Genomic DNA, 20156 nt, shown 5'->3' on the forward strand with positions numbered 1-20156 from the left:
CATCGCAACACTCAAAAACAAAAGCAGCCCCGATCCAAGGAACCATTATGAAAGCCATTGCCGCCGAGCTTGCATCGGCTGAACTCGAAGCGTTGGTTGCGCCCCACGGCGGCGTGCTGCGCGAGCTGTATCTTCCGGCTGCCGAAGCCGAGGCGCTGAAGCGACGCAGCGCATCGCTGCCGCAATGGACGCTCAACCAGCGCCAGCTCTGCGATCTGGAACTGCTGCTCAATGGCGGCTTTTCGCCTCTGCAGGGTTTCCTTGGACGCGCGGACTACGATGGCGTGGTGAACGAGATGCGCCTGGCGGATGGCACGCTGTGGCCGATCCCGATCGTGCTGGATGTGGACGAGGCTTTCGCCGCGAAGCTATCCGAGAACGCACAAATCAGCCTCAACGACACGCAAGGCACACCGCTTGCCGTGCTGACGGTGGAGGACGTGTACTTCCCTGATCGCATCGCGGAAGCACAGCAGGTGTTCGGTACGACGGATCGCACGCATCCCGGCGTGTCCGAATTGCTGGACCGCACCGGTTCGGTCTATCTGGGCGGACGCGTGCAAGGTATCCAGCCGCCGGCGCATTACGATTTCGCCTCGCTGCGCCTTAGTCCGCGAGAATTGCGTGACTGGTTCCACCAACACGGCTGGCATCGCATCGTCGCCTTCCAGACGCGTAATCCGATGCATCGCGCGCATCGCGAGCTGACACTGCGCGCTGCAGAAAAGGTCGGCGCGAAGCTGCTGATCCAGCCGTCGGTGGGCCGCACCAAACCCGGCGACGTCGATCACTACACGCGTGTGCGTTGCTACCGCGCATTGCTGGAACATTATCCGCGTGACCTGGCCACGCTTTCGCTGCTGCCGCTGGCGATGCGCATGGGCGGTCCGCGCGAAGCGCTATGGCACGCGATCATCCGCAAGAATTACGGCGCCAGCCACTTCATCGTCGGCCGCGACCACGCTGGCCCTGGCAAGGACTCGCAAGGCAAGCCGTTCTACGATCCTTATGCCGCGCAGCAACTATTGGCCAAACACCAGGAAGAACTCGGCATCGAGGTCGTGCCATTTCCGGCCATGGTCTATGCCGCCAATCGCGACACCTACGTACCGCAGACCGAGGTGCAGCCCGATGACGAAGTACGCGACATTTCCGGTACCGAGCTGCGCCGCCGCCTGCACAACGGTGAGGCGATCCCGGAGTGGTTCACCTTCCCGGATGTGGTGAAGATTCTGCGCGAACGTCACCCGGCTAACGCGCGCCAGGGATTGGCGTTGTTCTTTACCGGTCTTTCCGGCTCGGGCAAGTCCACGCTGGCTCAAGCGGTGGTGGCGCGTTTGCTGGAGACCAGCAGCCGCCCCGTGACCGTGCTGGATGGCGACGAAGTGCGCCGACATCTTTCAAAAGGACTGGGATTCTCACGCGAAGATCGCGACGCCAACATCACGCGCATCGGTTTCGTGGCCAGCGAAGTAGTGCGCCATGGCGGTGTTGTGATCTGCGCACCGATCGCACCTTATGCCAATGCACGCACCGAGGCGCGGCAGTTGGTGGAGGCACATGGGCGCTTCGTGGAAATCCACGTTTCCACACCGCTGGAAATCTGCGAAGCACGCGATCGCAAAGGCCTGTATGCGGCGGCACGCGCAGGAAAGATCAAGGGCTTCACCGGCATCGACGATCCCTACGAAACACCCGTCACGCCGGAGCTGCGGATCGACACCAGCCAGGTGTCGGTAGCCGACGCGGCCAACAAAGTCTTCGAGTGGCTGCAAGCGCAAGCCCTGGCATGAGCCATGAAAAACGCCACGGCCTCCGCGCGACCGCGCGGAAGCCGTGGCGTTTAGCGCAAGCTGGTTACTTGCCGGATGCCGGCTGCGCCGCAGGAGCGGGCGCTGCGGCATTGGCTTTGTTGGCGGCTGCGTTCGGGTTCGCCTCGCGCACGATGTAGCCGATCGGTTGCCAGCCGGAAGAGCCCTTCGCCAACGACACGGTTTCCACCGTCATCGCCTTGGCGAACTTGGTCGCGTAGACCACATTGAGATATTGGCCGGGCGGCAGGTCTTTCGGATTATCGATCTTGCTTACGCCCACCCAGTTGCGGTCGGTCTCATTGCCCACGGCACCGCGCAGGTTGGTGATGTACTTGGTCCAGTTGTCCTGCGTGACACTCTTCTGCATGGTCGAGCTGCTGGCCTTCCACATTGCATCGGCCTTGCCGGCATCAGCCTGGGCCGCCCATTTACCGGCCGTGGATACTGCCCTGTCCAGATCGAGGTTTTGCGCCATCGCCGTGCCCGCGCCCAGCAGCAGTGCCGAAGCAAGGGCGCCGGACGCCATGCGCCTGGTCGCAGACGAAACTTTACGTGCCATGAAAATTCTCCTGATTGAAAGCCGTGAAATGATCCGCTGAAGCACAAGGATCTGCGGCCATGCGTGCAGCGAAGCACGCTCCATGGTGTCATGGTGATGAAAACCAGCGCCATCGGCCTGGAATTAAAAACCTGTCCGTCTCTGCTTGCAGACAACGACGACGCTGCCTTTCCGGCAAGCGCGGAAGACAGCAGTCAGCAGTGATTGGCAAAAGGACTTATCCGCGCTTAGAGCCCGTTTACGATCTGCTCTCAGGCAGCGCGGTTCACCGGACGCCGGACCGTTCGCTGCTGCGATTCGTTCCACAGCGGCGGCGCAGGCCAGTTCGGCTCTGCGTGCCCGGCCACGACGCGGCGCAGTTCCGCCTCGTCGATCTGGGGCGCCACCAGCCGCGCGAATTGCGCCACGTAGCTGCGCAACACATGGTCTCGACGAAGCACCATCCAGCTGGTGCAGATGGGCAGCAGCTTGTCGATGTCGAGCGTGACCAACTCGCGCGCATCGGCGGGGGTGATCGCCATTTCGGCGAGGATGCCCACGCCCAGGCCGGCGAGCACGTAGGTCTTGATGAGATCCGCGTCGACCGAGGTGCAGGCGATGCGCGGAGTCAGGCCCGCTGCGGTGAAGATGCGCCGCAGCGAGGATTCGGGCTGCAGGGAAGACTCGTAGCTGACCAGCGGGTACTCGGCCAGGTCCTCGATCCGCAGGGGACGGCCCAGCTTCGCCAGCGGATGGCCGTGTGGCACCACCGCCCGGCGATACCAGCGGAACAGCGGCACGGCGATGCCACCCTCCGGCGCCTGGCCGCTGGTGCTGACGATGGCCAGGTCCACTTCCCCGCTCTCAAACAGGCCGATGATGCGGCCCTCGCCCTGCGGGCGAATGTGCACGCTGAGCTCGGGGTAATGCTGCTTCAGGCGGGCAATCGCTTCCGGCAGCACGAAGCGCGCCTGGGTATGGGTGGTGGCCACCGACAGCTCGCCCTGTGCTTCTTCACGCAGGTTGGCGGCCAATGCGCGGATGTTGCGCGCCTCGTGCAGGATGGTGCGGGCCCGCTCCAGCACCTGTGCGCCGGCGGGAGTCACCGCATCCAGGCTCTTGCCGCGGCGGGTGAACACCTGGAAGCCCAGCTCGCCCTCCAACTGCTTGAGTTGCTTGCTGATGCCGGACTGGGTGGCGTGCACGTTGTCGGCAGCGAGGGTGATGTTGAGACCGGCGTCGGCGATGGCGACGATGTAGCGAAGTTGCGTAAGTGTCATGAGATCGGCTCCAGGGGGAATCGCGTGCAGGGGAATGCTCGACGCATGCCGAAGCACATACAGCTCACGAACCACCCTGAACGGCGTTTCATCACGATCTCCACACGCTACCGGTCTCTTTACCGGTCGTCATCGGACCTTAACACAGCGTTATTTGGACGTCTATACATCTATAAGTCCTTCCGCGTGATGGCGGCGCCTATGCCATACAGCTATATCTTCCGTCCCAGCGGCCATTTCCCAATGACTTAATAGCGGCGCTAGCGTGGCAGTTCGATCATGCACGCCGGATGCTCTCCATGCCGCTTTATCCTCTATTCGCCGATCTTCGAGACCGCCATGTGCTGGTGGTGGGCGGTGGCGATGTCGCGGTTCGGAAAACGGCCATGCTGTTGAAAGCGGGCGCTCGTGTCACCGTGGGCGCCCAAGTGCTTGCGCCGGAATTGCGTGAATGGTTGCAGTTGGAACGGATTGCCTGGCGAGCAGGGACTTATCAATCCGAGTGGCTGGACGGAGCATGGCTAGTGATTGCTGCCACGCGTTCACGCCCCCTCAACGCGCGCATCGCCGCCGACGGCCAGGCCAGGCAGCGGCTGGTGAACGTAGTGGACGATCCGGCGCTTTCCAGTTTCCAGATCCCGGCGGTGATCGACCGTTCTCCGCTGCTGGTGGCGATTTCCAGCGGCGGTGCGGCACCGATGCTGGCACGCCGTCTGCGCGAGCGGATCGAAAGCTTGCTCGATCCCGCACTGGGATCGTTGCTGCAGATCGCGCAACGTTATCGCGCGCGGATTCGTGCGCGTTATGACGATCTTGCAGCGCGCCGTCGTTTCTATGATTGGCTGCACGACGGACCCGTGCACGCATCGTTGCGTGCCGCGCAACCCGTGCAAGCGGAGCAGCAGCTTGTTAATGCACTGGCCAATCGAAAAGAAGCGCAGATACCCGGCTCCGTCGCACTCGTCGGTGCAGGACCAGGTGATCCTGGCTTGCTAACCCTGCGTGCTTTGCGTGCACTGAACGAAGCGGACGTGATTCTGCACGACGCGCTGATCAGCGAACCGATTCTTGATCTCGCACGCCGCGACGCCAAACGCATTGCCGTGGGAAAACGCGGCGGCGCGATGCACACGCCGCAAGCAACGATTCATGCGCTGCTGCTCGAACATGCACGCGCAGGAAAGCGTGTAGTGCGCTTGAAAGGCGGGGATCCCTTCGTATTCGGCCGCGGCGGCGAGGAGTTGGAGTTCCTGCGCGAGCATGGCGTTGCTTATGAAGTCGTGCCGGGCATCACCGCTGCACTTGCTTGCGCTGCTTACAGCGGCGTGCCGCTGACGCATCGCGATCATGCGCAATCGGTGCGGTTGGTAACTGCGCACTGCCAGCAGTCCTTCAACACACTGGATTGGTCGGATCTTGCACGCGAGCGTCAAACGCTGGCGATCTACATGGGCGTGAGCCAGCTCGATGAACTCACGCTGCAGTTGATCGCCCATGGACGCGCAGCCGACACACAGTTCGCACTGATCGAAAACGGTTCGCTACCTCAACAGCGCACCTTGACCGGTACTTTGCGCGCACTGCCGACGCTCGCTGCACGTCATGCGATCAGCGCACCCGCTTTGCTCATTCTTGGCGAGGTGGCAGAGCAAGCCGATGCCTCGCACTGGTATGGCGAACTGCTCGGCGAGCCGCCGCGCCGTTTTGCCGTTCCTCGCACGTTGGCCGATGCCGCATGACCTGTTAACGGAGAGATCACCATGAGCTTGCAACTGGGCGAAACTGCCCCTGATTTCACTCTCGATTCCACCGAAGGTCCGATCCAGCTACACGAATACATCGGAAACCATTGGCTGGTGTTTTTCTCTCATCCGAAAGATTTCACGCTGGTATGCACCACCGAACTCGGCGCTTTTGCACGTCGAAAGGCGGAGTTCGACAAACGCAACACCAAACTGCTTGGCCTGTCGGTGGATCCGGTGAACGACCACAAAGCCTGGATCAAGGACGTGGAAGACGTCAGCGGCGCGGCGGTGAACTACCCGATCCTGGCCGACCCGGATCTCGAGGTCGCCAAGCTGTACGGCATGTTTCATCCCAAAGCCGATCCCAAGCTGACGGTACGCTCGGTATTCATCATCGATCCGCAGAAAAAAGTGCGCCTTACGCTGACTTATCCGCCCAGTGCCGGCCGCAACATCGACGAAGTGCTGCGCGTGCTCGACTCCCTGCAGCTGACGGACGGCCGCAAGCTGACCACACCGGTGGACTGGCGCCCGGGGGACGAGGTGATCATCGCGCCTTCCGTCTCCGACGCGGATGCCAAGCAGCTGTTTCCGGAGGGGTGGCGGACCGTCAAGCCGTATCTGCGCCTGCTGCGCTATAGCAGCACGGCTCAACATTGAGCCCGATTCGTGTAAGCCCTTGTTGACGCACACAAAGCGGTCCGCCATGGCACGATGGCGGACCACTTTTTTTCTTTCGCGTTGCTGAAGGTCAACCCGCGGGCGGTATGAACCCCTAGTGACGTCGGCCGGGCGGGTGACAACCGATTCATGTCAGTCACGTTACAGTCCACATCCCCCGAGATGACTGGTCGCGGACTGCATGACCCTCGTTTCCCCCACGCTGCTGTCAAGTCGATCCGTTGCCGTGCGCGCTCTTGTGGTGCTGGCGATGATGGCCGGGTTCGTCCTGCTGACCGGCCTGCTGGATGGCAACGACGGCGTAGCGGTGTCGCAGTTGGTCGCACAGCCCACCTTCCCGCTCGCCAATGCCATGCCCGGGCTGCTGCTGGCACTGCTATTGCTGGTGATGACCCGGCGCACGGTGCTCTCGTTCGGCCTCGCCTACCTGGCGCTGGGCGTGATGTACGGGGTGAACGCCTTGAAAGTGGCCAATCTCGGTACGCCACTGTTGCCGGCTGATTTCCGCATGGTGGATCAGCTGCACAAGGGCGGCCTGCACGTCCTGGGCAGTTATCTGCCGCACAGCCCTTGGCCGTATCTGGCCCTGCTCGGCGGTGTAGCGGTGGTCGTAGCGATGTGGCGCTACGAACCGCCGTTGTTCGCATCCCGAACGGGCGGCCGACGTGCCGTGATTGGCACCGTGCTTGGCGCAACCCTCGCGACCTTGGTGCTTGGCATGCCGGGCTGGCGCAATCTCTACAACGGTCACAAGCTGTGGATGGAGCCCTGGTCTGCGGCAGCCACCACCAGCCATTCCGGCCTGGTCAGTTCGCTGGTGATGTTTCATCTGCAGGATCGGCACACGAAGCAAAAAGCCGATCCCAACGCAGTGAGCAACTTGTTGCAGACCACGGGCGATGCGGTGCGCGCCCGCATGCATGCACCGGTGGGTCAGAACACGGCCCTGCCCGATATCGTGGTCATCCAGAGTGAATCGTTCTTCGATCCGCGCATCGTGCGCGGTTACGAAAACGCCGGGCTCACGCCCCATCTCGATCGTCTTGCCGCGGCAGGCATGAGCGGGCCGCTGCACGTCCCCACTTACGGCGGCGGCACCATCCGCACTGAATTCGAAGTGCTCACCGGACTATCGCTGCGCTACTTCAGCAACATGCAGTTCCCGTACTTGCAATTGCACGACAAAGTGGTGCCGAGCATGGTGCGCACCTTGCGCGCGCATGGCTATGAAACCGTAGCCATCCACGGCAACGATCCCACGTTCTGGAACCGCAATACCGCATTCAAGGCATTGGGTTTCGATCGCTTCGTCTCGCAGTCGAGCTTCCCCGCCAACGCGGCGATGGATGGCAAGTACATGGCCGATAGCGCGATGACCGACGAGATCATGGCGCAATTGAAAGACGATGGCCCGCCGCAATTCCTGTTCGCAATCAGTTTGGAAGCGCATGGACCGTATGACGTGCCACCGAAGAATCCCGCTGCACGCGATGCGATTCCCGTGCCCGCTGCGGTTAGCGCGAAGGACAAGGTAGAAGTGCAAACCTACCTGTATCACATGGAACATGCCGACGCCGAGCTGGGCCGCCTGGCCGAACTGCTCGCCAAGCGCAGCCGCCCCACTTTGCTGCTGTTTTACGGTGACCATTTGCCTGGCCTCACTGAGGCATATCGCTCAACCGGTTTCGTCGACGGCCAGGACATGCTTTCGCAGGCCGGCACCTGGCTGCTGGTCGATCCGCGCAATCCAGAGCAACCGCAACACCTCGACATGGCATCGTGGATGCTGCCCGGCTTGTTGCTGGAGCGTGCCGGTATTCATGACGATGCTTATTTCGCCTTGACGCAAGTGCTCGCACCATCGCTTGCCAAGCTCACTCGCGCACCGGGCGCCACGCCGCCATCCATCGATGCGCAACAGCAGCTCTTCGACAAGGACATGGCCAGCGTCGCCGTGCTGCGCATGAAGGGCAAACTGGACAAAATGTTGCCGGCCAGCCTGCTACCGGCCAACACTTCCGTGGCAAAACAGGACAACGAACAACAAAACATGCCGGCCACTGGCGCGATGGGCATCCATCACTGAGAAGTCTTCGAAACGCGCCTTTAAGGCGCTTCAAAGCACCTATCAGGTCCGTCCGGGCGCTTTCGTTTTAATCCTATATCTGCCCGTGCACGCCCTTGGTCCAATAAGCAGCGTGCCATGCGGGACGCAGCACGCCCCGCCATTTTTCCACTCTCTATCTGTGCGGCCCCGAGGGAAAGCACCGCTTATCCCTTGCACGCCGGAAACCTCATGTTCGCTGTTGCTCGCTACCACGCCGCCCTCGATGTCATCCAGCTTCGCTGGGATGCGGTACTGGCCGGCATACTCGGCACGTGGCTAGCATTGCACGCCCTGCACACATGGCAGGGGCGCTTGCAGCAAAGTAGACCCGTTGTCGCAACACCCGCGCACATGGCGCTGCCCGATAAGCTCGACACCACTGCAATCAGCACTTCCTCTTATCTGCATACGCTGACACAGCTTTACGACGACACGTCTGTTTCGACACCGTCCAATCCCATGCTGTCTGATGAGGTAGCGAAATTTCATGAGCTGGAGGTGGGCATGCCGCTCGCACTGGCGCGAATCACCTCGGATTTTGGTCATCGGCCAAATCCTCTCGGCAAAGGGCACGTCTTCCATCGCGGCATCGACATGGCGGCACCCGTAGGCACACCGGTGCAAGCCGTCGCTGCAGGCACGGTTATCACCGCGAGGCGCGATCGCAGCTATGGCGAATTCGTCGTGATCGATCACCACAACGGCTATCGCACCTTGTACGCACACAACTCGAAACTGCTGGTGAAAGCCGGCGATCGCGTCACCGTGGGACAGCAAATCGCCAAGGTGGGATCCACCGGTCAATCCACCGGCCCTCATCTGCATTTCGAAATTCACCGCGATGGCAAACGGGTGGATCCTTCTCCCTATCTCGCCGTGCTGTAGCGATGGAAACGGAAAATGACGTTCCCGTTTCCACGCCTCGCCGCCATCAAATACTGATCGCCGCCCGTCGCTGCTGCCGCTTGTAATGGATCACCAGTGCAGCCACCAGCAGCATGACAGTGACAATGAAAATGCTCGTGCCAAGATTGCCGCCGCGCATGCCATTGGCAAAACCAGCGGGTACTTGCCCGCCTTCTTCGTCGATATTGAACGCAGCCATGCCGGTGTAGTGCATGCCGCACACGGCCAGTCCCATCACCAGTGCGCTGCCGACCATCTGCACGCGGCCGCGCAGATTGAAGGCCAACCACAGTGCAACGATTGAGGCGACGATGGCAATCAACAGCGATGCCGCCACCAGGCTCATGTCGTAGGTGGTGTACGCCGCCATCATCACCGCCGCCATGCCGAGATAATGCATGCCGGTGACGCCCAGGCCCATGCAAACACCCGCCGCGGCGAGTTTCGCCCAACTGAAAGCGCCGCTGCTGGCGATGAACAGACCCAGCGAACAGGCGCCAAAAGCGATGATCGCGGACAGCGCGGTCAATACCGGGTCATAACTCACCGGCAGGCCCATATTGCAAGCGAGCATGGCGATGAAGTGCATGGCCCAGATCGCACCCACACCCATCGCCGCCCCTGCTGCAAGCACCGCCATCATGCGCTGGCGCGCAGTTTGCGCCAGCGGAATGGCAACGGCCAACTGCAGGGCAGTGAACGACCCGAGCACGGATATCACGTACGAGAGCAGAACCAGCCAAAGGTTGTAATGCTGATGCGCAGGCATGTCCCCCACCTCCGATGACAGGGCGTCAATGTGATGCGCACGCAATCCGGCCTTGCGCATCACTGTCATGCAGCACGTCGCCACGACCCTCATCACGCCGAACTTGCTGCGTTTTGCTTGCTGTCTTGCCCGACTACTTGATCAGAAATCGGCGCACACGGCATTCCACTGTTCAAAACCTTCCATGGCCCACATCGATGCGCTCGCCCTCCGCGCTCGCCTCAATGCGAAACCTCCAACACGCAATCGCCTGCGCCATGCTGGCCGCGGCAATGCAAATGACGCACCAAGACACTCTGCGGCGCCGATGATGCACTCAGCATGCCTTCGAGATAACCACTGAAGAACCTGCAGCCGGAATGACCGCCGGGCGGACAGAGCGGGCAGTTCTGGATATGGAAGTGGCGATCATGCACGTCGACGGATATCAACGAGCGCATGGCCGGTGTCGCGATGCGCTTGATCGCATCGGCCAAACCCAGCTTGCCGCCCATTTCATAATCGCGCTTGTACACCCAGGTGCCCGTGCGGCGGCCAGCCAGCAGCAACGATGCCTCGCGGGCTTCGGCGGCCACGTCATGTTCCAGCGCAAGCAGCCACGGAAAAATCTTTGGGTAATCGCGCGCCAGCTGCGGCAACATGCTTTCGACCTTGCCCACATCCGGCCCGATGTGCGTAATCGACGATGACGCCGAACCATGGGTTGCGCCGTCGCTTGCACGTGGTGCTGGCGTTGCCGCCGCTTGCGCGGCGGCACCTGGAGCCAGCAGCGTGGCTTCGAAACTCTGCACACGAGCATGCGTTGCCAGCATTTCTTCCAAGCCGAGCTGCTGCTCCGGCTCGCCGCGCACGATCATGACCAACCACGCACCCTGGTTGTCCTGATAGACCCTTTGGCGCAACAACGTGAACCCGCTGGCGATCACCACGCGGCCCAATCCAACCAGCAATCCTTCCCGGCGATCCGACAGAATGTGGATTTCCAGCTCGATCATCGAATGCAGCTCCCCTGTTCCATCGATGCTGGCAAACGAAAAGTGGAATGTACGACGAGCCCCTACGGCACCAAGTGTGATCAAACTCCCAAAACCTAATAGGTACGATGCAGTCGCTACCCGTTTTTGGCATGGCGACATGCTGTAAATCATCAGTGGTGGCGGTTTGATCAATCTACGGGCCAGCAAGCACAGCAATCGGACAGCCGTGGAAATTCAGCTCAGGGCAAGAGTGGAAGCCCCAGTTCCGCAAGGAAAGCGTTGTGGCGCTGCTTCGCCTTAACGACTGCCTGCTCGATCTTCTCCAAATCGCCGTGCACAGCCTGAAGGTCGATCTCTTCCTCCACCTGCACCGTACTGACATAGCGGGAAATATTGAGATTGAAGTCGTTCTGTTCGATTTCCGCCATGTCAACACGACGGGAATAACGCGACTGCGGCAAGCGCTCACGATAAGTGTCGATGATCTTGTCGATATGCTCGGGCAAAAGACGGTTCTGCCGCTTGCCTTTCTCAAAGTGCTCCGCCGCGTTGATGAAAAGCATCATCGTCAGGCTGTTTGCACTTCTTCAGCACCAGAATGCAGACGGGAATGCCGGTTGAGTAGAACAGATTGGCCGGCAGGCCGATCACGGTGTCGATGTGACCAGGTATCGCAGAAACAGGAAGGCCAACATGTAGTCGCGAAAGTCGTCCGCACTCATGCTGCCGCGCAGGCGTCGGCGATGGCCCAGAGGAGTTTGCCGAGCTTGTTCTTTTCGTCTTGGGTCATGCCTTTTTATCTTTCCGTGCACGAAGTTGGCCTGCCGAAAGCCGGTGCAATTCTCCATCCTTGACGATCACCAGATCGGTATCGGTCTGGATGGCAGTTTTACGCGCTAGCGCGGCCGCACGCTGCAGCGCGGCCATGGATGCACGCAGCTCGGGACTTTTTGCCTTGGACAGGTCTTGAGCTTTCATGTGTTTTCTCCCCAATCTAGCAATACCGGTTCCGGGCCTGCATTGTCATACAACGCCCAAGCATCTACACGGTCCTTGTAGTGCTCATCGAAATTGCGCCGCCCGGCGGCGAAGCGGCGCCTGATCACGGGTTCAGGAATGTCGTGGCCACCTTGCTTCACGCGCTCAGCCACACGGCTCAGCGCAATTTGCGCATCCGGTAGCGCCAAAAAGTACAGGCTAACGTGGTAACCCAGGGATCGCCACTGGTCGATATGCCGCCGGTAGCCGAATCCGGACAGCGTCGTCTCGAACGCAAAGCTCTCGCCTCGTCGCACACATTCAGCGATTTCCTCCAGCATCAGGCGGCCCGCTTTGACTGCTGCGGCCTCAGGCTCGAAGGGCGATAGCCCCGCCGCAATCAGGTCCGCGTTAATGAATCGCGGGCAATGGGCCTCCTCTGGCAGAAACGAGCGAGCAAACGTGGTTTTTCCCGCGCCATTGGGGCCAGCAATGATGATGATGCGCCTGTTCAACGGCATGCACCCCAACACAAGACGCGCTTCGTTCCTTCGGATTGAACTACCGACGATTTCTCGGTAGTTGCCTCCAGACTCAGCTCGTCGTCCTCGTAGAAGTTCTTCAGGCGAAGCCCGATGCTGTCCTGGCCACTATCGAGCAACAGGGCTATTTCAGGCTGATTGGGCCAGCCCGTTTGATGTTCAGCACACGGGCGAATCCGGCTCTGGTTATCTTCGGCAATGCAGGGAATCAGCATGTCAAGCATCCGCACCGGGAAGCTCCACCCTGTTGAGGGGGTAGAAGGCGAGGAAATCATCAAGTGCTTTCTCAAAGTGCTCGCGGTTTTCCTTCAGCATTTCCACGGGATCGTAGAAGGAGTAATTACCGTGGCTCATGATGTTCACCACGCGTCCGTACAAGGGGGCATGTCGGCGACAATTGATCGGGCCTCAGTCTACCGATTGTCGCCAGACTCGTGTCCCGGTTTTCCATACAGCCAACCAAAGAAAAACCCCGCCAGGCGGGGTTTTTCGTCTTACCTATCCCTCGTTTTTGCCGTTGCGCGGCTACGTTCGGGATAAACTCTGCGGCATTAGAAGTCCATACCACCCATGCCGCCCATGCCACCAGCCGGCGCATGGTTGTGCTCTTCCTTCTTCGGCAGCTCAGCCACCATCGCTTCGGTGGTGATGGCCAGGCCAGCCACCGACGACGCGTACTGCAGGGCCGAACGGGTGACCTTGGTCGGATCCAGGATGCCGAACTCGACCATGTCGCCGAACTCACCGGTGGCGGCGTTGTAGCCGTAGTTGCCCTTGCCTTCCTTGACCTGGTTGACGATCACGGACGGCTCGGCGCCAGCGTTGGCCACGATCTCGCGCAGCGGAGCTTCCAGCGCACGGCGGGTGATGGCGATGCCGAGGTTCTGGTCTTCGTTGTCGCCCTTCAGGTTGTCGGTGGCCGCCAGCGCACGGATCAGCGCCACGCCACCGCCGGGGACCACGCCTTCTTCCACCGCAGCGCGCGTCGCGTGCAGGGCGTCTTCGACGCGGGCCTTCTTTTCCTTCATTTCGACTTCGGTCGCAGCGCCGACCTTGATCACCGCAACACCGCCGGCCAGCTTGGCCACGCGTTCCTGCAGCTTCTCGCGGTCGTAGTCGGAGGTGGTCTCCTCGATCTGCGCCTTGATCTGCTTGATGCGAGCCTGGATCTTCTCGGCTTCGCCGGCGCCATCGATGATGGTGCTGTTTTCCTTGGTCACCACGATCTTCTTGGCGCGGCCCAGGTCATGCACGGTGGCCTTTTCGAGCTGCAGGCCGACTTCTTCGGAGATGACCTGGCCGTTGGTGAGGATGGCCATGTCTTCCAGCATCGCCTTGCGGCGATCACCGAAGCCCGGCGCCTTCACAGCAGCAACCTTGACGATGCCGCGGATGGTGTTGACCACCAGGGTGGCCAGCGCTTCGCCTTCCACTTCCTCGGCCACGATCAGCAGCGGCTTACCGGCCTTGGCGACGCCTTCCAGCACCGGCAGCAGCTCGCGCACGTTGGAGATCTTCTTGTCGTGCAACAGGATGAACGGGTCTTCCAGCTCGACCTGCTGGCTCTGCTGGTTGTTGATGAAGTACGGCGAGAGGTAGCCGCGGTCGAACTGCATGCCTTCGACCACGTCCAACTCGTTCTCCAGGCCCGAGCCTTCCTCAACCGTGATCACGCCTTCCTTGCCGACCTTCTTCATCGCGGTGGCGATGATGTCGCCGATGGCGGCGTCGGAGTTGGCGGAGATGGTGCCGACCTGGGCGATGGCCTTGTCGTCAGCGGTGGGCTTGGACAGCTTCTTCAGTTCTTCCACCGAGGCAGCCACGGCCTTGTCGATGCCGCGCTTGAGATCCATCGGGTTGATGCCGGCGGCCACGGCCTTCATGCCTTCGCGGATGAACGCCTGAGCCAGCACGGTGGCGGTGGTGGTGCCGTCACCGGCGTTGTCGGAGGTCTTGGAAGCGGCTTCCTTGACGATCTGGGCGCCCATGTTCTCGTAGGCGTCGGCCAGTTCGATCTCCTTGGCCACAGACACGCCGTCCTTGGTGACGGTGGGGGCGCCGAAGCTCTTCTGGAGCACGACGTTGCGGCCCTTCGGGCCCAGGGTGACCTTGACCGCGTTGGCCAGGGTGTTTACGCCTTTGAGGATGCGCGAGCGGGCGTCTTCGCCGAAGCGGACTTCTTTAGCTGCCATGATGATATTCCTTCGAATTCAGTAATGAGGTTGCAAAGAGGGGCGGGAGAGGCGATCAGCCTTCGATCACCGCGACGATGTCGTCTTCCTTCAAGAAGACCAGCTCTTCGCCGTCGATCTTGATTTCCTGGCCGGCATACTTGCCGAACAGCACGGTTTCGCCGGCCTTGACCGACATCGGGCGAACCTTGCCGTCTTCCAGGATGCGGCCTTCACCAGCGGCGATGACCTTGCCGCGGGTCTGCTTTTCGGTAGCGCTATCGGGGATGACGATGCCGCCGGCGGAGACACGCTCCTCTTCCAGGCGCTTGACGATGACGCGATCGTGCAGCGGACGCAGTTTGCTCATGAGATGGACTCCAGCTATTGGCTTGGGATGGAAAAATGGATGACCCCCGAGCCGGCCTTGGTGCCTTTGTTAGCACTCGGGGTGAGCGAGTGCCAATTCTAGTCACCAAAAAAACCCCTGCAATAGGGGCCGGACGGGTCGTGGAACGGTTAATGGGGGAAGCGGCAGCCCTTTCAAGGCCCGTCAATGAAACGACGCGGTTTGGAAATTGGGATCGACACCAGCCGCAAAAATGCCGACGATGGCCCGTTTCCACACCAGCAGACGGGCACCCAGGCAGTGAGCAGGGACCAGACATTACGCGAGCAAATCGTCGCCTACGGCTTGAAGCTGACGCCATCGGGCCTAAGCCAGGGCACCTCCGGCAACCTGAGCGTGCGCCATGGCGATGGTTTCCTGATCACCCCCAGCGGCACCCCCTACGAGGAGATCACGCCCGAGGGTGTCGTGCAGGTGGCAATGGATGGCAACCACGCGCCCGGGCTGCGCCCGTCCAGCGAGTGGCGCTTCCACCGCGATATCTATGCCGCTCGTCCGGACGTGCATGCCGTGGTCCACGCCCATCCGCCCTATAGCACCGGGCTGGCGATGTGCCGCATGGATATCCCGGCGGCGCACTACATGATCGCAGTGAGCGGCGGTGATTCGATCCGCTGCGCCGGTTATTACACCTATGGCACGCAGGAACTCTCCGATGCCGTTGTGCAAGCGTTGGATGGCCGCCTGGCCTGCCTGCTGGCCAACCACGGCATGATCGCCACCGGCGCCAACTTGGAACAAGCGATGTGGCGCGCCGTCGAGGTGGAAACCTTGGCCCGGCAATACACGATCGCCTTGCAAGTGGGTAAACCCGTGATGCTGCGTGACGACGAAGTCACGCAAGTGATCGAGAAATTCGGAAACTACGGATTGATGTCCCGGAAATAGCCAAGCCATGTCCGATCCGACCACTGTTCTGCTCTGCTATTGCACCTGCCCCCATGCAGCCAGCGCACAGCACCTGGCGGATGCATTGGTCGGCGAATCGTTGGCGGCCTGCGTCAATCGCATCCCCGGCATTCACTCCACCTATCGCTGGAAAGGTAAAGTCACCACGGATGTCGAAGAATTGTTGCTGATCAAGACCACCGTGGAGCGCTTCGAAGCGCTGAAACAGCGGCTGCTCGCTTTGCATCCTTACGAACTGCCAGAGCTGATCGCCGTTCCGGTGGAACGCGGCCACACCGCCTACCTGGACTGGGTACGCGCAGCCGGTGAAGATTGAGACATTGATGCATCCAGCGTCGTCAGTGCCGCCTTGGGCGTTGCGATAAAAACCACCAGGAACGTTGCAGGCTCCGTCTTGCTGGCATTGCCGCTCACGACATGATGCGCACCTGCCGGCTCGAACCAACTCTCTCCCGGTCCATAGACATGGAGCGAGCCGCCTTCGAGCTGAGTGCGGACGTGACCGGATAACACATAAGCAAAGATATCGCCGCCGTGTCGATGTGGCAGCGTGGATTGTCCGGGCGCATACGTCACCGTCACTGCATTGAGTTGGCGCCCTGGCGCTTGTGTCAGCGGCGCCGAAAGCAGCGCATGTTCTTCCGCGGCAGAACCTGCAACAGGATAGATCGCCGCAAGCGCTGCTACGGTAAGCCAATGGATCGCTCTCATCGTGCTCTCCTGGAACTTCACCTGGCCGCGGATTGATTGGCAGCAAGCGCTTTCAACTCATCCGGCAACTGCGGATCGACACCTTCGATACGGCGCACCACGTGTCCTTGCGCATCGATGATCAGCAAGGTCGGTACATGCATGACACAGAAGCGGCGAAACAGCGTGCCTGAGGCATCCAGCGCCAATGGCATCGTCACATGATGTTCGCGCTGATAAGCCAGCAGATCATCCTTGCCCGCCCATAGCCCGGATGCGATACCAAGCCAACGCACCTGACTATCGCTTGATAGCGTCGCCACCTGTTCGCGCACTGCTTTGCAACTTGCCGCAAGCGCAGGCCGGCTCTCGGCGAAATAGGTTTCGCACCATGGCGAAAGGAACACCAACACGGTGGGATGTCCGTTGCCATGGTGCGCATCGAGATGAAAGGGCTCGCCGCTGAGCGTTGGCACGGTGAGATTCGCCACATGTTCGGGATCATCGTGATCCGAAACGTCGCTTGCCGCGATGGTGGCACTGGATGACGCTGTAGAAGTACGTGCCGCCAGCAGGGCAGCCGCAAGCTTTGCGTTGGCTTCGTGACCGACGAAAAGGACACGGCCATCTCGCCCGATCACTACGTGCTGCGGCGTCACGCGCAAATGAAATGCCTTACCTATCGAGCCATCGTCAAAGACGATCGGCATCTTCAGACCCATCGCCTGGCGATACTTGAGCACGTCGGCCTCGGTATCGTCGAAGCCGACATCGACCGCGATCACGGCAAGATCCGGCCCGGCATGTTGGTAGACCTCTTTCAGATGCGGCATCTGCTCGCGGCACGGCACACACCACGTCGCCCAGAATTCCAGATACACCGCTTTCTTGCCGTAGTAGCTGGCCAGATCGATGGTCTGTCCGTCGACGGTCTTCAGCACCAGCTTCGGCGCTGCTGTGCCGACCAGGCCGCGCGCAGCAGCCTGCGCATGCTGATCACCGGTTTCCGCACACAACGAAGTCTGGAATCCGCAAAGCAAGATCAACAAAAACAAAACAACGATACGCACGACAACCTCCTTGGATGGCATGCGCACATGTTCGCGATCCGGCGGCGTCGCCTTAAGGGCCACTTTGCGGTAAATGCAGGGAGCCACCTCGTCGCCTCACCCTCGTCGCCCCGGCGAAAGCCGGGGCCTCGTGACTTTCACCACCAACAAGTCGCTGGACCTAGGCTTTCGCCGGGGCGACGGGTCTGAGGTTTTCCCAAATCCCGGGCAGCAAAGCGCTTAGCCATCCGTGAGCTCGACCAGCCGGCGAATCCCTTCGTCAATGCGTTGCACATCGGCCATGCCCAAGCCGAGCCCGATGCCGTTCACGACGCCGGGATCCAAGGCGCAGAGATTGAGCGCATCCAGGCGGATGCCGATTTTCTGCGCGCGCCCCACCAACTCAACCGCATCGATGGCAGCGGGCAGGCTCGCCGCAACATGCAGGCCAGCATCGGAAGGCCACATGCGAAGCTTGCCATGAGCATGCCGCTCGATAGCGTCGAGCAAGGCATCGCGCCGCTCCGCGTAGATCTTGCGCATGTGGCGCACGTGACGCACCAAATGGCCTTCGGCGATGAAGGCAGCGAGCGCATCCTGCGCCATCACGTTGCCGTGCCAATCCGACTGATACTTCGCGCTGGCGAGCGCCGCGCGCAACCACGGCGGCACCACCGCATAACCTAAGCGCAAGGCCGGAAACAGGCATTTGGAAAACGTGCCGATGTAGCAGACGGTGTCACCGCGATCCAGCGTTTGCAGCGCATCAAGCGGTCTGCCGCTGTAACGAAATTCGCTGTCGTAATCGTCTTCGATGATCACCGCGCCGCGCGATCGCGCAAAATCCAGCAATGCTACGCGGCGGCGCGGCGACATCACCACGCCGAGCGGAAACTGGTGCGAGGGCGTGACATAAATGATGCTCGTGTCGTCCGGCAGTTTTTCTACGGTGAGCCCTTCTTCGTCCACGGGCACGCCCACGATGCGCGCACCAGCGGCTGCGAACACTTCCTGCAGCGGCGGATAACCAGGGTCTTCCACCGCCAACACAGTGCTCCCCGGCGTCACCAGTACACGTGCCAAGAGATCGAAGGCCTGTTGCGCACCGTTGGTGACAACCATGTCGTCAGGCTCACAAGCCACCGCGCGTGCAAACGAGATATGGCTGGCGATGGCTTCGCGTAGCGCGGGACTGCCCTGCGGGTGGCCATACAACGGCGCAGCTTTGGATAAATGGCGCAACGCACGCGCAGAAAGACGCCGCCATACGTCGTAGGGAAACGGACGGCCGTCAGGAATGCCGAGACGAAAGTCGTAAGGGAACGCACCCAATTGCATCGGTACCGGCATCGCGTTCACGCTTCGCCAGTACGGTGCCATTCGATGCTCGTCGCGATCGGGCGTGGCGTGAGCCGGAACGGCAGGCCGTCTTGCCGCCACGTCGGCCACGAAGTTGCCGGCACCGCGCCGGGCCACGATGTAGCCCTCGCTGAGCAACAAATCGTAGGCCGCTACCACCGTGTTTCGGGACACCCCAAGGGCATCGGCCAGCGCACGCGTCGCCGGCAGCCGCAGACCGGCTTTCAGGCGCCCATCGAGGATGGCCGCATGCAATTGTCCGTGCAGCGCCGCCAGGCGCTGTCGTGAACCGCGCTCGGGCAGCTCCAGCGGAAACTCGAACGGATGATCCATAGGTTGCCAGCCCCAGAACTGGACCCATAGATTTGTTTCAATGTGGTTCTTTTGCAAGTCCACATGCCAACCTAAGCTCTTCGCCCAATGAACCGCCCCTTTCGAGGCCGCACGCCATGATCGACCTGTATTTCTCCCCGACACCAAACGGCCTGAAGGCCAAGCTGTTCATGGAAGAGGCCGGGTTGCCTTACCGCCTTGTGCCGGTGGCGCTGAGCAAGGGCGAGCAGTTCAAGCCGGAATTTCTCGCCATTTCACCGAACAACAAGATCCCCGCCATCGTCGATCACGAACCGGCCGGCGGCGGCGCACCGATCACGCTGTTCGAATCGGGCGCGATCATGCTGTATCTGGCGGAGAAAACCGGACGCCTGATTCCACGTGACGCCCACGGCCGTGCCGAGGTATTGCAATGGCTGTTCTGGCAGATGGCCGGCCTGGGGCCCATGGCCGGGCAGATCGGCCACTTCAACGTCTATGCACCTGAGAAGGTGCCATACGCCATCGACCGCTACACCCGCGAAACCAGCCGTCTGTATGGGGTGCTCAATCAGCGGCTGGTGGATCGCCCGTTCATTGCCGGCGAATTCTCGATCGCCGATATCGCCTGTTACCCATGGATCGTTCCGTACGAAGCACATGGACAGAACCTCGCCGAATTTCCCCACCTGAAGCGTTGGTTCGAAAGCATGGCGGCGCGGCCGGCCACCGTGCGCACGTACGAAGGCGTCGAGAATGTTTATGCACCCAAGCAGGCAATATCGGAAGAAGAACGCGACGTGCTGTTCAAGCAGGGCGCAAAAGCCCGCGCCTGAGCGCACCGCATCACGTCCATCCGTCGCCCCAAAGGCTACTGACAGGTCCTGTCATCGCCCGGGTTTAGGGTTGATTGCCCGCCT

The 20156-nt window shown here is 61.1% G+C and carries 23 protein-coding genes; 8 read left to right on the forward strand and 15 right to left on the reverse strand.

Annotated elements, in window-relative coordinates; genetic code table 11:
• Positions 1 to 47: 47 nt before the first annotated feature.
• The gene (locus tag IEX75_RS20655) at positions 48 to 1793 is read left to right on the forward strand and encodes a bifunctional sulfate adenylyltransferase/adenylylsulfate kinase (protein WP_188797310.1); all 1746 of its coding nucleotides are present in this window, start codon (positions 48 to 50) and stop codon (positions 1791 to 1793) included.
• Positions 1794 to 1857: 64 nt separating this feature from the next.
• On the opposite strand, the gene IEX75_RS20660 is transcribed toward IEX75_RS20655, so the two are convergent.
• Positions 1858 to 2373, reverse strand: coding sequence for a DUF4019 domain-containing protein (locus IEX75_RS20660; protein WP_188797312.1), 516 nt, complete (start codon positions 2371 to 2373; stop codon positions 1858 to 1860).
• A 251-nt stretch (positions 2374 to 2624) separates the two neighbouring features.
• On the reverse strand, positions 2625 to 3632 hold the full coding sequence (locus IEX75_RS20665; RefSeq protein WP_188797314.1) for a LysR substrate-binding domain-containing protein: 1008 nt from the start codon (positions 3630 to 3632) through the stop codon (positions 2625 to 2627).
• A gap of 290 nt (positions 3633 to 3922) precedes the next feature.
• On the opposite strand from IEX75_RS20665, the gene cysG reads away from it, so the two are divergent.
• From cysG to IEX75_RS20685, 4 genes are all read left to right on the forward strand, one after another.
• Positions 3923 to 5371, forward strand: a complete 1449-nt coding sequence (gene cysG, locus IEX75_RS20670) for a siroheme synthase CysG (protein ID WP_229720998.1) — start codon at positions 3923 to 3925, stop codon at positions 5369 to 5371.
• A 21-nt stretch (positions 5372 to 5392) separates the two neighbouring features.
• Positions 5393 to 6037, forward strand: coding sequence for a peroxiredoxin (locus IEX75_RS20675; protein WP_188797319.1), 645 nt, complete (start codon positions 5393 to 5395; stop codon positions 6035 to 6037).
• Positions 6038 to 6239: 202 nt separating this feature from the next.
• Positions 6240 to 8144, forward strand: a complete 1905-nt coding sequence (locus tag IEX75_RS20680) for an LTA synthase family protein (protein ID WP_188797320.1) — start codon at positions 6240 to 6242, stop codon at positions 8142 to 8144.
• Between the two features lie 210 nt (positions 8145 to 8354).
• Positions 8355 to 9050 (forward strand): M23 family metallopeptidase, encoded by a 696-nt coding sequence (locus IEX75_RS20685; RefSeq protein WP_229720999.1) that lies wholly within the window; start codon positions 8355 to 8357, stop codon positions 9048 to 9050.
• Between the two features lie 46 nt (positions 9051 to 9096).
• Here the strand turns inward: IEX75_RS20685 and IEX75_RS20690 are convergent, their stop codons facing one another.
• From IEX75_RS20690 to groES, 10 genes are all read right to left on the reverse strand, one after another.
• A complete protein-coding gene (locus IEX75_RS20690; RefSeq protein ID WP_188797324.1) occupies positions 9097 to 9840 on the reverse strand; it encodes an MHYT domain-containing protein in 744 nt (247 codons plus the stop codon).
• Positions 9841 to 10061: 221 nt separating this feature from the next.
• Positions 10062 to 10835 (reverse strand): hypothetical protein, encoded by a 774-nt coding sequence (locus tag IEX75_RS20695; RefSeq protein ID WP_188797326.1) that lies wholly within the window; start codon positions 10833 to 10835, stop codon positions 10062 to 10064.
• 221 nt (positions 10836 to 11056) lie between these two features.
• The gene (locus IEX75_RS20700; RefSeq protein ID WP_268236499.1) at positions 11057 to 11383 is read right to left on the reverse strand and encodes an N-6 DNA methylase; all 327 of its coding nucleotides are present in this window, start codon (positions 11381 to 11383) and stop codon (positions 11057 to 11059) included.
• Positions 11349 to 11468 (reverse strand): N-6 DNA methylase, encoded by a 120-nt coding sequence (locus IEX75_RS24360; protein ID WP_268236500.1) that lies wholly within the window; start codon positions 11466 to 11468, stop codon positions 11349 to 11351. Before IEX75_RS24360 ends, IEX75_RS20700 begins: the two co-directional genes overlap by 35 nt.
• A gap of 135 nt (positions 11469 to 11603) precedes the next feature.
• Positions 11604 to 11795, reverse strand: coding sequence for a hypothetical protein (locus IEX75_RS20705; protein ID WP_188797328.1), 192 nt, complete (start codon positions 11793 to 11795; stop codon positions 11604 to 11606).
• Positions 11792 to 12310 (reverse strand): ATPase, encoded by a 519-nt coding sequence (locus IEX75_RS20710; RefSeq protein WP_229721000.1) that lies wholly within the window; start codon positions 12308 to 12310, stop codon positions 11792 to 11794. The genes IEX75_RS20705 and IEX75_RS20710 overlap by 4 nt, the downstream gene beginning before the upstream one ends.
• On the reverse strand, positions 12307 to 12552 hold the full coding sequence (locus IEX75_RS20715; protein WP_188797333.1) for a hypothetical protein: 246 nt from the start codon (positions 12550 to 12552) through the stop codon (positions 12307 to 12309). The genes IEX75_RS20710 and IEX75_RS20715 overlap by 4 nt, the downstream gene beginning before the upstream one ends.
• A 1-nt stretch (position 12553) precedes the next feature.
• Entirely contained in the window at positions 12554 to 12691 is a 138-nt protein-coding gene (locus IEX75_RS20720) for a hypothetical protein (protein ID WP_229721001.1), read from the reverse strand.
• A 197-nt stretch (positions 12692 to 12888) separates the two neighbouring features.
• A complete protein-coding gene (gene groL / locus IEX75_RS20725; protein WP_188797335.1) occupies positions 12889 to 14529 on the reverse strand; it encodes a chaperonin GroEL in 1641 nt (546 codons plus the stop codon).
• 55 nt (positions 14530 to 14584) lie between these two features.
• Positions 14585 to 14878 (reverse strand): co-chaperone GroES, encoded by a 294-nt coding sequence (groES, locus tag IEX75_RS20730; protein ID WP_188797337.1) that lies wholly within the window; start codon positions 14876 to 14878, stop codon positions 14585 to 14587.
• Positions 14879 to 15064: 186 nt separating this feature from the next.
• Here groES and IEX75_RS20735 point away from each other — a divergent pair, with 186 nt between their 5' ends.
• Complete coding sequence (locus IEX75_RS20735; protein ID WP_188797339.1) at positions 15065 to 15805, forward strand: class II aldolase/adducin family protein; 741 nt, start codon at positions 15065 to 15067, stop codon at positions 15803 to 15805.
• Between the two features lie 7 nt (positions 15806 to 15812).
• Complete coding sequence (gene cutA, locus IEX75_RS20740; RefSeq protein ID WP_188797341.1) at positions 15813 to 16142, forward strand: divalent-cation tolerance protein CutA; 330 nt, start codon at positions 15813 to 15815, stop codon at positions 16140 to 16142.
• On the opposite strand, the gene IEX75_RS20745 is transcribed toward cutA, so the two are convergent.
• The 3 genes from IEX75_RS20745 to pdxR all read right to left on the reverse strand — a co-directional run bounded on the left by IEX75_RS20745 (position 16106) and on the right by pdxR (position 19257).
• Positions 16106 to 16537 (reverse strand): cupin domain-containing protein, encoded by a 432-nt coding sequence (locus tag IEX75_RS20745; RefSeq protein WP_188797343.1) that lies wholly within the window; start codon positions 16535 to 16537, stop codon positions 16106 to 16108. The two genes, cutA and IEX75_RS20745, sit on opposite strands and share 37 nt — an antisense overlap.
• 17 nt (positions 16538 to 16554) lie before the next feature.
• On the reverse strand, positions 16555 to 17586 hold the full coding sequence (locus IEX75_RS20750; RefSeq protein WP_229721002.1) for a TlpA family protein disulfide reductase: 1032 nt from the start codon (positions 17584 to 17586) through the stop codon (positions 16555 to 16557).
• A gap of 219 nt (positions 17587 to 17805) precedes the next feature.
• On the reverse strand, positions 17806 to 19257 hold the full coding sequence (gene pdxR / locus IEX75_RS20755) for a MocR-like pyridoxine biosynthesis transcription factor PdxR (RefSeq protein WP_188797347.1): 1452 nt from the start codon (positions 19255 to 19257) through the stop codon (positions 17806 to 17808).
• A 116-nt stretch (positions 19258 to 19373) separates the two neighbouring features.
• Between pdxR and IEX75_RS20760 the strand changes: the two genes are divergently transcribed.
• Positions 19374 to 20072, forward strand: a complete 699-nt coding sequence (locus tag IEX75_RS20760; protein ID WP_188797348.1) for a glutathione S-transferase N-terminal domain-containing protein — start codon at positions 19374 to 19376, stop codon at positions 20070 to 20072.
• Positions 20073 to 20156 lie beyond the last annotated feature (84 nt).

Source organism: Dyella nitratireducens (assembly GCF_014642835.1).
Classification (GTDB): Bacteria; Pseudomonadota; Gammaproteobacteria; order Xanthomonadales; family Rhodanobacteraceae; genus Dyella_B; species Dyella_B nitratireducens.